The organism is Sulfurimonas sp. (assembly GCF_026991475.1).
Lineage (GTDB): Bacteria > Campylobacterota > Campylobacteria > Campylobacterales > Sulfurimonadaceae > Sulfurimonas.
In genome coordinates this window covers 1-9,975 of sequence record NZ_JALXBK010000119.1, presented here as the reverse complement: position 1 = coordinate 9,975, position 9,975 = coordinate 1, and the positions used below count along the sequence as shown (strand labels likewise).

Here is a 9,975-nt window from a genome sequence, read left to right as displayed (position 1 = left end):
GGCGCACCAGAAAACACACAACTAGGCTTTGCGCTCTCCGATAAAATTGCTCTGCTCTCTACAATGGTCTGGCTCTCTCCAAAGACAAAACAGGAACTACACATTACAGAAACAAACTGGCCCATCAGTGGTACAGCGCCCTACGCACCAACAAGTGAACATGAGTGCATAAACGAATCTTCCTATGCAGACTTTATGCTCCGTTACTACCTTCATGCTTTTGCCTCACAGCAGGTCGATTCTGTCTCTTGGCATCAGCTTATTGCACCAGGGTATGGTTTGGTAGACAACAGAGAAGGGATTAGAAAAAGAGATGCTTTTTATACCTATAAATATATGTTCAAAACACTCAAAAATGCACAATTTTTACGCTTTGATAGTAAACGAGGATATTATATTTTCCAATGTCTTATAGATGAACAACTCCTACAAATTCATTGGTCAATAAAAGAGACAACTCTACAAAATGAAGAGTTCTTCAGCGTCTATTCAAGAGATGGTCAACTCATACATGATACAATACTTACAATTGGCTCTTCGCCTCTATATATTTTCATAAAAGATGTACAAAAATGATAAAACAGCTCAATAAAAACTATTTTAATGTAAAACTTTATATGTGGCTTTCGGCTCTATTCTTCTCACTATTTTTTATCTTTTATCCGCAAATAGACATTCAAACTTCTGCTCTTTTTTATGATGGACACTCCTTTTATCTTAAAGGTTCTCTTTTTGAAAGATTCTTTTATAACTCAGTAAAAATAATGCTTATTTCATTTACACTCGGCTCAATTAGTATCTACTTTTACAATAAAATCAAAAAGAAAAATATTTTAGGAGTTAACGGTAAAGTAATGCTCTATATTATTTTGGTGCTAAGTATTGCTCCTGGACTTATAGTAAATGCAACACTTAAAGATTATTCCTACGCTGTGTTTATATTATTTGTAGGCTTTCTACTTTCAAGAAAAAGACATAAGTTTTGGATAAGTCTTGCCATCAGTTACGGTGTACTTATCTGTCTTGCACGACTGATTACTGGAGACTATTTTTTAAGTGATATTTTCACCTCTTTTTTCTTCATCTGGATAGTAATACATACATTCTATAAAATCATCTTTAAAAAGGATTCCACACTATGAAGATTTTAGTAATATTACCAAACTGGCTTGGAGATGCTGTAATGGCTACTCCTGCCATTGAATTACTAGCTTCTACTTACCAAGATGTGGCTTTTACCTTTGTCGGTAGTTATGTAAGCATCGAGGCACTAAAACACCATCCACGATGTGAAAAAGCCGTTGTTGACAACACAAAAAAAAGTTCTTCAAGGTTTTTTGCCACTTATAAACTGGCAAAAGAGCTTGGAACATTTCATATAGCAGTAAGCTTTCGTGACAATATCTACTCCTCTTTACTGCTGCGTTTAACAGGAACAGTTTTATGCCTTGCACGCAGATCTTGGCATTCACAACTGCTACTCTCACACACTCCAAAGATAAAAACCGACCAACACCTTGTACAACAGTACTGCCAAATAGCCATGGTAAACGCAGCAGACAAAAACTACACAATTGGGCCACTAAAACTCTACATAAAACCGCTTCAGTTTGAAAAACCGACACTCGGCATAAATGCAGGAGCAACTTATGGGAGTGCTAAAAGATGGTACCCTGAGCGTTTTGCGGAGGTAGCATCCTACTTTAAAGATAAATATGACATTGTCATTTTTGGCGGACCAAATGAAGTTGCAATGGCACAAGAGATAGAAAATAATCTTCAAAAACTAGGAGTAGAAAACTTCACAAACTTGGCGGGAAAGACAGACATTCAGGAACTCTGTGCAAACATTGGAGGGTGTTCACTCTTTATCACCAACGATAGTGGTCCTATGCATGTAGCAGCTGCATATCAAGTCCCGACAGTTGCTATCTTCGGACCTACACGCTACAAAGAGACCTCACAATGGATGAATGAAAAGAGCAAAATAGTAAGACATGAGCTTGAGTGTTCTCCTTGTATGAAAAGGGAGTGTCCACTCAAACATCATGATTGTATGAAAGGGATTACAGCCTTTGAAGTTATTACAGCTGTAAAAGAGCTAAAGCTCTAAAAAAGAAATTTAAATCCGAAGTAAAAAGCTTTATTGTAAGTATAATCGCCTCTTACACCTTGATAATTTGTATGCATAGAACGGTAACCAACAGTTACTCTACCATTATCTATAAGTTCTATATCATAGCTAACACGATACTCATAGTATCTATCTGCATTGCCAAAACTAAGTACTCTTGGTCCATAGTAAACACTTGCATTCACATACATTGGTACAAACGCAGCGGCAGGAATTTTATATGTCCCCTCAAGGCCTAATGGAATAGAAGAAAAGTCAGTGGTGTAGTTAAATTTTACACCCATTCCTACACTAAGACCACTACTAGAAAGCGGCTTTTTCATCAAAAAATTTGCTTCATAATAAGGATCGTTTTTATATCCATTTGTTGATCCATGTGTATCATCTGCATCAACTATTCTAAAACCTAAAAAAGTAGTATTTGGTTCTACATTTTGATTAAATTGTCCTAAATCCATTTTAGCACTTATTTCTAGATCTGTATCATTGATATTGACTTCTGCACTGTGCATAGCAAAGGCAGAGACTGATAATATTGCAATTAACGCAAGTTTTTTTAACATTTTTGTCCTTGTATTTTTTCTATAGTTTTTGTTGTACTTTTGCCATCGACAAAATCTACAAGCTTTAATTCACCAGCAAATTCCGTACCGACAACCTCTTTTCCTTCATAATCACCACCTTTGACTAAAACATCTGGCTGAATCATTTTTATTAGCTCATACGGCGTATCTTCTTCAAAAGGAACTACAAAATCCACAGCTTCAAGAGCAGCCAATAGATAAGCTCTATCTTCTGCCATATTAACAGGTCTTGATGGACCTTTTAGTCTTGAAACAGAGGCATCAGAGTTAAGCCCCACTATTAAAATATCTCCGAAACTTTTTGCAATTTGGAGGTATTTAACATGCCCAACGTGCAATATATCAAAACATCCGTTTGTAAAAACAACTTTTTTACCCTTCGCTCTACAACGAGATACAACTGCGTTTATATCTTCAAAACTTTTGATATGAGCATCAGAAGTACTTTTATGCAAAGAAGCTTCATACTCCTCTATTTCATCAATAGTAACCGTAGCTGACCCAATTTTGCCAACAACAACACCCGCTGCAAGATTTGCAAATTTTGCAACTTCATCAATAGCTTTGTCAATACTGAGTGCAAATGCAATGGAAGCGATAACCGTATCACCCGCACCAGTAACATCAAAGACCTCTTTGGCAACAGTTGGAAAGGTTTTTACTTCACTATCATAAATTCCAATTCCATCCTCTGAGAGCGTAATAAGTGAAATATCCAGATTGCACTCATTTTTAAGCTTTAAAAGTGCAGCTTTGAGCGATACATCATCTTTTATATCGATGCCAGTTGCCAAAATAGCCTCTTTTTTATTTGGTGTGAGTAAATATGCGCCGCGATATTTTGAAAAGTCACTTCCCTTTGGATCTACAAGCACTTTCACACCCTTTTGATGTGCAAGTGTGATTACTCCCTGACAAAGAGTTTCAGTGAGTACTCCCTTACCGTAGTCTGAGAGAATTATCGTATCATACCCCACTATATCATACTGTATCTTCGCCAATATTTGTTCTACCGAAGTTGCTGCAATATCTTCTTTACTCTCTTTGTCATAACGAAGAATCTGCTGACTCACTGCAATAACACGACTCTTTTTTGATGTCTTTCTGCCCTTTTGAAAAATGAGTTTTTCACTCTCAACTCCAATGGCTTCAAGCATACTAATAAGCTCTTTACCATTTTCATCATCACCAATGACACCACTTACACTCACCTCTGCACCAAGTGCTGTAAGATTATTTACAACATTACCAGCACCACCAAGAACCGTTGTCTCTTTGTTGATATCCACAACCTGCACAGGAGCTTCAGGAGATATTCTCTCACAACTTCCCCACAGATAATGATCTATCATCAAATCACCTATCACTAAAATCTTTGGTTTTGCTTCTTTAAAAATCTGCATAATCTACTTTTTCACTTCTGTTTCATATATGCGTTTTATTTCAGCAACATAAGCTTTAATGCCATCCTCCATCTCATACGCAGGTGCATATCCTAAAGCCTCTTTTGTTGTTGCAACATCCGCCTCTGTATGGAACTGATAAGAACCAATAAATGGATTTGGAATATACTCACACTCTAGCGATGTATCAAGTTCCTTTTGTAAAATATCGACAATGTCTTGAAAACTTCTCGCTTTTCCTGTCCCTACATTATATATACCACTTGTATTTGGCTGCATTGCCTTGATGTTGGCTTGAATAATATCCTCAATGTAAATGAAATCACGAAGAATTTTATCACTTCCCTCAAAAAGACGAGGATTTTTCCCTGCCAATACCTGATGACCAAACTGTAATACCATAGAAGCAGTTGTATTTTTAAAATACTCTCTCGCTCCATATACATTAAAGTAACGCAACCCTACAATGTTTATATCACACTCTTGCATATACTCGCGTGAGAGATGATCCATAGAAAGTTTAGAAAAGCCATAAACATTGTTAGGTGCTTCACGCCCTACTCTTTGCGGAGATTCGGCATTTCCATAAGTTGCAGCAGATGAAGCATAAATCATATTTGCATTATGTGCCACTGCCAAATCAAGCAGGTCTTTATAGGCATTTACATTTGTCTTTATCATCAAGTCTTGTTCCTGTGCAGTTGTGTCAGAAATTGCTGCTTCATGAAAAATATAGTCAAAATCATAATTTACTTCCAAATCAAGTAGTAAATCTTTATCATTAATATCGCCACTTATAATCTCACCACGAAAACCAATAAGATTTTTAAAGTGACCAAAGCTTTTTAAATTACCATTACTTAATGTTTCACCACTTCTAAAACTATCTAAAATTACAACTTTTGCCTCTGGATGATTTTCTTGAAAATAAAATGCTAAGTTTGAACCTATAAAACCCGCACCACCTGTTATTAATATTGTTTTACCTTTTAAATCATCTTCTATGTATCGCATCTCCACACCTATATAAATTTATTTTAATAAAATGATACCTTTAAATTCATTAACTAGTATTTAAGAATAGAACTTATATAATGCATACGAAACTTTATATTAAGGAAATAAAATGAAAAAAATCGTAATCGCTTCAATCGCTGCATTAGCAGTATCTTCAGTAGCAATGGCTGCTGTTAACACTGCCGCATGTGCTGCATGTCATGGTAAAAACTTTGAAAAACACGCTATGGGTAAATCTAAAATCGTTAAAGATATGACTCATGCTGAAATTGCAACAGCACTTAAAGGTTATAAAGCTGGTACTTTTGGTGGAGCAATGAAAGGTGTTATGAAAGGTCAAGTAGCTCGTTATTCAGATGCTGACTTAGAAGCAGTAGCTCAAACTATCGGAAAATAATCTCTCGATTATTTTATACTATTTGAATTGCCCTCGTGGCGATTCATATTTTTTTATTCGGGTCTGTACCCTTTTTTCTTTAGCTTCTCTTTTTTACGTTCTAAATTCGCAGCGTCATTAAGATCTTCTTCCGTATCAAATTTAACAGCATTTAAAAACTTCTCTTCATCGTCAAACTGTCCTTTTTTAATAGCCCACATCAACGCTACTACAGCAATACTTCCTAAAAAAACAGATACACCCAACATCATAGCAATTACCCATGAACTCATATTTTAATCCTTATATCCAAATTTTATACGCATAGAATTACCAACAACAAGTAAAGAACTCACACTCATAGAGATAGCTGCAATAAGAGGAATAATAAACCCTGCCATCGCAAGCGGAACTGTTATAGCATTATATACAAATGAAAGCGCTAAATTCTCTTTTATCATTCTAAACGTTTTTTTAGAAATTTTAAAGCTATCATAAAGAGAACTAAAAGTATCATTAAGTAAAACAACATCACTTACTTCTATGGCAATATCACTTCCATTGCCCATAGCAATAGCTATATCACTATTAGCAAGTGCTAAAATATCGTTAATGCCATCACCAGCCATAACCACTTTATTACCCTCTTTATGCAAAGTCTCAATATATTGTGCTTTTCCCTCAGGTGTCATCTCATACTCAAAGTTTTTAATACCAACCAACTCTGCCACTTTTTTCGCACTTCTTTCATGATCACCCGTAAGCATTATAACAGCAATTCCAAATTTCTTAATATTTGCGATTACCTCTTTAGCATCTTCACGAGGAACATCAAAAAGCTCATACTTTGCCAATAATTTTCCACCATAAGCAAAATAAAATTCACTATTTTCACTACTGCTTTGAACATCTATTCCTATGGTGTGCATCAATTTTGCATTACCACCAGCAAGCATTTTACCATTATACATCGCGGTAATACCCTGAGCAGGTACATTATTTAAACTTTCAAGCTCAAAACATTTAAGAGACTCATTAAAAATATAATTTTGTACTCCCCTAGCAATAGGATGCTTAGAGCTAAGCAGTAATGAATTAAGAAGTGACTTATCAAACGCAGTCCAAATCTTTTCATTAACAACAGCTGGCTTGCCCTGTGTAATTGTCCCTGTCTTATCTAACACCAATACATCAATATTTGCCATAGTCTCTAATTGTACTGCTTCTTTAAAGAGAATACCCCTTTTTGAAGCAATAGAGAGACCTACTAAAGTAGCAACTGGAGTAGCAAGGGCTAAAGCACAAGGACAAGCAATAACAATGACAGAAATAGATATCATAAATGACTGTTCAAAATTTGATGAGTAAAGTAACCAGCCTACAAAAGTAAAAAATGCCAGTGCTAAAATAATTGTAGAAAAATATTCACTAATCCTATTTGCTAGTTGCTGAATATGTGGTTTATTATTCATAGCATTTTCAAGTAAAGCAACAATATTACTCATGGTTGAGTGTGCAAAATCTTTTGTCGTTTTATACTTTACATCAGCATCAATACTTACCGTACCACTAATGATTGTATCACCAATAGATTTAAAGATTGGCTCACTTTCACCATTTAAGCTTGACTCATCAAAATTACCTTCACCGTTTAGAATTTCACCATCGATTGCTACCCTTTCACCAGTGGAAACCAAGACTACTTCATCAACACCCACATCATTAACATTCTTTGTAACAATATTTTCATTTTCTATAACTTGTACATCAGTGGGAAGGTGTTTATTCATAACATCTAACGTATCAGCAACACTTTTTTTACTCAAAACTTCTAAAAATTTACCAACTAAAACAAAAGTAATAATCATAGTAACTGAATCAAAATAAGCTTCACCACTACGTGTTAAAGTTATATAAATAGAATATATGTAAGTTAAAAAGGCTCCTGTAGCCACCAAAGTGTCCATATTAACAGTTTTAGTTTTCATACCATAGTATGCTCCACGAATAAATGGCCAACCACTATAAAAGAGCACTGGAGTAGAGAGAACCCACTCTCCAACATTTAAAATATGTTTAATTTCTGGAGTTATACCTGTAAAATAGCCTGCATACTGTGCAACCATAATGGTCATCATATTCATCGTTGCAAAAATTGCAACTGCCATACGCAAATAGTACTCTTTTCGCTCTTTATTCGCTTTTACCTCTTGTAAAGAAGCATCATAAGGAAAAGCATCATAGCCAATAGCACGAATCATCTCTATAATATTTGAAAGTTTTACAGTATCATCATCCCAAATTATTTTTGCTTTATTATTTGTATAGTTAATATTTGTTGCAACTACACCATCCATATTTGTTAAAGCTTTTTCATTAAGCCAAACGCAGGCAGCACAATGAATACCCTCAATAATCAAAGAAACTTCACTAAACCCTTCATTATTAATAGAAACAAAACGCTGGTAAAAAGCTGGAGCATCAAAATTTGATGCATCTTCAAACTGTGATGATGGTGGGGCAAGTTTATTGTCCCCTAATTTATCATAAAAACTATCAAGTCCCTCATCAGAGAGAAGATGAAAAACACCTTGACAACCGTTACAACAAAAGTAGTGTTCACCATCTTTTATCATAACATCTTTTGAAAATTCTAAGTGACAATGTGTACAAGCAATTTTATCTGACAATTTCAAACTTCCCTATATCTCTATTTTTTTCTATTTTATCCCATCTCTCAACATAACCATTCATACAGATATAAACACCATATTCTGTTGTAGATTTTAAAAATCCCATAGCAATACCTAAATTCAGAGTTGCTTCAATATTATCTATTTCAAATGGTTTCATTGATCCTGTAAGTACAATAATTCTATCATCAAATACTTCATCTAAAAATTCAGCACTTAAATGCATAGTATCTGTGCCGTGAACAATTAAAAAATCACTCTCAGAAGATTGTGAAATAATATTAGCAATAATTTTTCTATCATCAACACTCATATCTAATGAGTCCTTATAAATAACACCCGCTAGATCATACTCAGCATATGCGCTATCTAATATTTTCTCAATTGCATAATTATCGTAAGGGACTTCTAATTCACCTGTTAATTGATTATATCTTTTATTAAATGTACCACCACAATTTAAAATCAACATTCATTCATCCATATCTCATCAAATTTTCTTATAATTTTTGTTGCTTTTGATGTATTAATCTCATTATAACTATCAAAGAGATAAGTGTGTTCAATACCTGCGTTTAGTGCGGATTCTATATCTCTCTCTTTATCACCAACAAGAATTGATTGAGATAAGTCGATATCAAATTCCTTAGCTGCTTCTAAAATCATTCCCGGTTTTGGCTTACGACAACTACACTCACCAGAAATATCAGGATGATGCGGACAAAAATATACCTTTGTAATTGTAATATCATGCTTTTCAAATGCAGAAATCATCCATTTTGTAAGCTTTAAAAAATCTTCTTTAGAATAATATTCCCTTGCAATTCCTGACTGATTTGTTACAATAATAATCAAATAACCTAAATTCTGATAATGTTTACATAATTCAAAGATACCATCAATAAATTCAAAATCACTCTGCTTATAAAGATAATTCTTTTCTACATTTATCACCCCGTCCCTATCCAAAAAAAGAGCCTTTTTCATAAACTAATTCTCTACACCATCACCAAAAATCTCTTTTTCTATAATATCGCATAAAATATGCCCAATAAGTATATGTGATTCTTGAATACGAGGAGTTGAATCAGAAGGAACTACAAGTGCATAATCAGCAATCTTTGCCATTTTACCACCATCTCGTCCAACTAAAGCAATAGTTGTAATACCTTTTTTCTTGGCACTCTCAAATGCATTAATAACATTTACTGAGTTTCCAGATGTAGATATACCTATAAATATATCTCCTTTTTGTCCCATACCCTCAAGTTGACGTGAAAATACAAAGTCATAGCCATAATCATTTCCAATGGCAGTTAAATTTGAAGTATCTGTTGTAAGAGCTAAAGAAGGAATAGAAGGACGATCAAATCCATAACGACCAACAAGTTCAGCGGCAATATGCTGGGCATCCGCCGCACTCCCGCCATTTCCTGCTAAAATGGTTTTTTTATCGCATTGATAAAGCTTTACACATAATTTTGCAACCGATACAATATTATCTAAAAGTGCTTCATTCGCATAAATATCCTGTTTCGCTTCATATGATTTTTTAATTTGATCTTTAATATACGTTTTCATAAAATATCCTAAAATAATATACGAAATAGTATCATAAAGAAACTAATAAAAAAGACATAGAGACGTGTAAAAATAGATTCTAAAATATCATAAAAAAAAGTTATAAAAATAAATAAGTAATTAGAGAATAAAGAGTGAAGTAAAAGTAAATAAACGATTAACTAGGCAGCGACCTACATTTCCACAC

At 34.3% G+C, this 9,975-nt stretch carries 11 protein-coding genes and 1 pseudogene; 4 read left to right on the top strand and 8 right to left on the bottom strand.

Going from position 1 to position 9,975, the window contains the following annotated elements:
- The 3 genes and pseudogenes from MV589_RS10345 to waaF form a co-directional block, all read left to right on the top strand.
- Nucleotides 1-576: pseudogene (locus MV589_RS10345) on the top strand (glycosyl hydrolase); the annotation flags it as partial.
- Nucleotides 573-1,142 carry a phosphatase PAP2 family protein gene (locus tag MV589_RS10340; protein ID WP_297434596.1) on the top strand — a complete coding sequence of 190 codons (570 nt, stop codon included), beginning with the start codon at nucleotides 573-575 and terminating at the stop codon, nucleotides 1,140-1,142. The pseudogene MV589_RS10345 and the gene MV589_RS10340, both read left to right, overlap by 4 nt.
- On the top strand, nucleotides 1,139-2,113 hold the full coding sequence (gene waaF / locus MV589_RS10335) for a lipopolysaccharide heptosyltransferase II (RefSeq protein ID WP_297434594.1): 975 nt from the start codon (nucleotides 1,139-1,141) through the stop codon (nucleotides 2,111-2,113). The genes MV589_RS10340 and waaF overlap by 4 nt, the downstream gene beginning before the upstream one ends.
- Here waaF and MV589_RS10330 read toward each other — a convergent pair.
- Genes MV589_RS10330 through rfaD form a run of 3 tightly spaced genes read right to left on the bottom strand, consistent with a single transcriptional unit; the run spans nucleotide 2,110 to nucleotide 5,135 of the window.
- Entirely contained in the window at nucleotides 2,110-2,697 is a 588-nt protein-coding gene (locus tag MV589_RS10330) for a hypothetical protein (RefSeq protein WP_297434592.1), read from the bottom strand. The genes waaF and MV589_RS10330 overlap by 4 nt on opposite strands.
- Nucleotides 2,691-4,121: a D-glycero-beta-D-manno-heptose-7-phosphate kinase gene (gene rfaE1 / locus MV589_RS10325; protein ID WP_297434590.1), complete on the bottom strand. Its 1,431-nt coding sequence runs from the start codon at nucleotides 4,119-4,121 to the stop codon at nucleotides 2,691-2,693. Before rfaE1 ends, MV589_RS10330 begins: the two co-directional genes overlap by 7 nt.
- 3 nt (nucleotides 4,122-4,124) lie before the next feature.
- A complete protein-coding gene (rfaD, locus tag MV589_RS10320; RefSeq protein WP_297434587.1) occupies nucleotides 4,125-5,135 on the bottom strand; it encodes an ADP-glyceromanno-heptose 6-epimerase in 1,011 nt (336 codons plus the stop codon).
- A 112-nt stretch (nucleotides 5,136-5,247) separates the two neighbouring features.
- Here rfaD and MV589_RS10315 point away from each other — a divergent pair, with 112 nt between their 5' ends.
- A complete protein-coding gene (locus tag MV589_RS10315; RefSeq protein ID WP_297434585.1) occupies nucleotides 5,248-5,535 on the top strand; it encodes a c-type cytochrome in 288 nt (95 codons plus the stop codon).
- 53 nt (nucleotides 5,536-5,588) lie between these two features.
- Here the strand turns inward: MV589_RS10315 and ccoS are convergent, their stop codons facing one another.
- Genes ccoS through gmhA form a run of 5 tightly spaced genes read right to left on the bottom strand, consistent with a single transcriptional unit; the run spans nucleotide 5,589 to nucleotide 9,788 of the window.
- Nucleotides 5,589-5,807: a cbb3-type cytochrome oxidase assembly protein CcoS gene (ccoS, locus tag MV589_RS10310; RefSeq protein ID WP_297434583.1), complete on the bottom strand. Its 219-nt coding sequence runs from the start codon at nucleotides 5,805-5,807 to the stop codon at nucleotides 5,589-5,591.
- A gap of 3 nt (nucleotides 5,808-5,810) precedes the next feature.
- Nucleotides 5,811-8,204, bottom strand: coding sequence for a heavy metal translocating P-type ATPase (locus MV589_RS10305; RefSeq protein ID WP_297434581.1), 2,394 nt, complete (start codon nucleotides 8,202-8,204; stop codon nucleotides 5,811-5,813).
- The gene (locus MV589_RS10300; protein WP_297434579.1) at nucleotides 8,194-8,679 is read right to left on the bottom strand and encodes an asparaginase domain-containing protein; all 486 of its coding nucleotides are present in this window, start codon (nucleotides 8,677-8,679) and stop codon (nucleotides 8,194-8,196) included. The genes MV589_RS10305 and MV589_RS10300 overlap by 11 nt, the downstream gene beginning before the upstream one ends.
- Complete coding sequence (gmhB, locus tag MV589_RS10295) at nucleotides 8,673-9,194, bottom strand: D-glycero-beta-D-manno-heptose 1,7-bisphosphate 7-phosphatase (RefSeq protein ID WP_297434577.1); 522 nt, start codon at nucleotides 9,192-9,194, stop codon at nucleotides 8,673-8,675. The genes MV589_RS10300 and gmhB overlap by 7 nt, the downstream gene beginning before the upstream one ends.
- 3 nt (nucleotides 9,195-9,197) lie before the next feature.
- Nucleotides 9,198-9,788, bottom strand: a complete 591-nt coding sequence (gmhA, locus tag MV589_RS10290; RefSeq protein WP_297434575.1) for a D-sedoheptulose 7-phosphate isomerase — start codon at nucleotides 9,786-9,788, stop codon at nucleotides 9,198-9,200.
- Between the last annotated feature and the right edge of the window lie 187 nt (nucleotides 9,789-9,975).

Coding starts and splice junctions, on each gene's coding strand:
- MV589_RS10300 (WP_297434579.1), bottom strand. CDS start 8,679: ATGTTGATTTTAAATTGTGGTGGTACATTTAATAAAAGATATAATCAA.
- MV589_RS10340 (WP_297434596.1), top strand. CDS start 573: ATGATAAAACAGCTCAATAAAAACTATTTTAATGTAAAACTTTATATG.
- ccoS (WP_297434583.1), bottom strand. CDS start 5,807: ATGAGTTCATGGGTAATTGCTATGATGTTGGGTGTATCTGTTTTTTTA.
- waaF (WP_297434594.1), top strand. CDS start 1,139: ATGAAGATTTTAGTAATATTACCAAACTGGCTTGGAGATGCTGTAATG.
- gmhB (WP_297434577.1), bottom strand. CDS start 9,194: ATGAAAAAGGCTCTTTTTTTGGATAGGGACGGGGTGATAAATGTAGAA.
- rfaE1 (WP_297434590.1), bottom strand. CDS start 4,121: ATGCAGATTTTTAAAGAAGCAAAACCAAAGATTTTAGTGATAGGTGAT.
- rfaD (WP_297434587.1), bottom strand. CDS start 5,135: ATGCGATACATAGAAGATGATTTAAAAGGTAAAACAATATTAATAACA.
- MV589_RS10330 (WP_297434592.1), bottom strand. CDS start 2,697: ATGTTAAAAAAACTTGCGTTAATTGCAATATTATCAGTCTCTGCCTTT.
- MV589_RS10315 (WP_297434585.1), top strand. CDS start 5,248: ATGAAAAAAATCGTAATCGCTTCAATCGCTGCATTAGCAGTATCTTCA.
- gmhA (WP_297434575.1), bottom strand. CDS start 9,788: ATGAAAACGTATATTAAAGATCAAATTAAAAAATCATATGAAGCGAAA.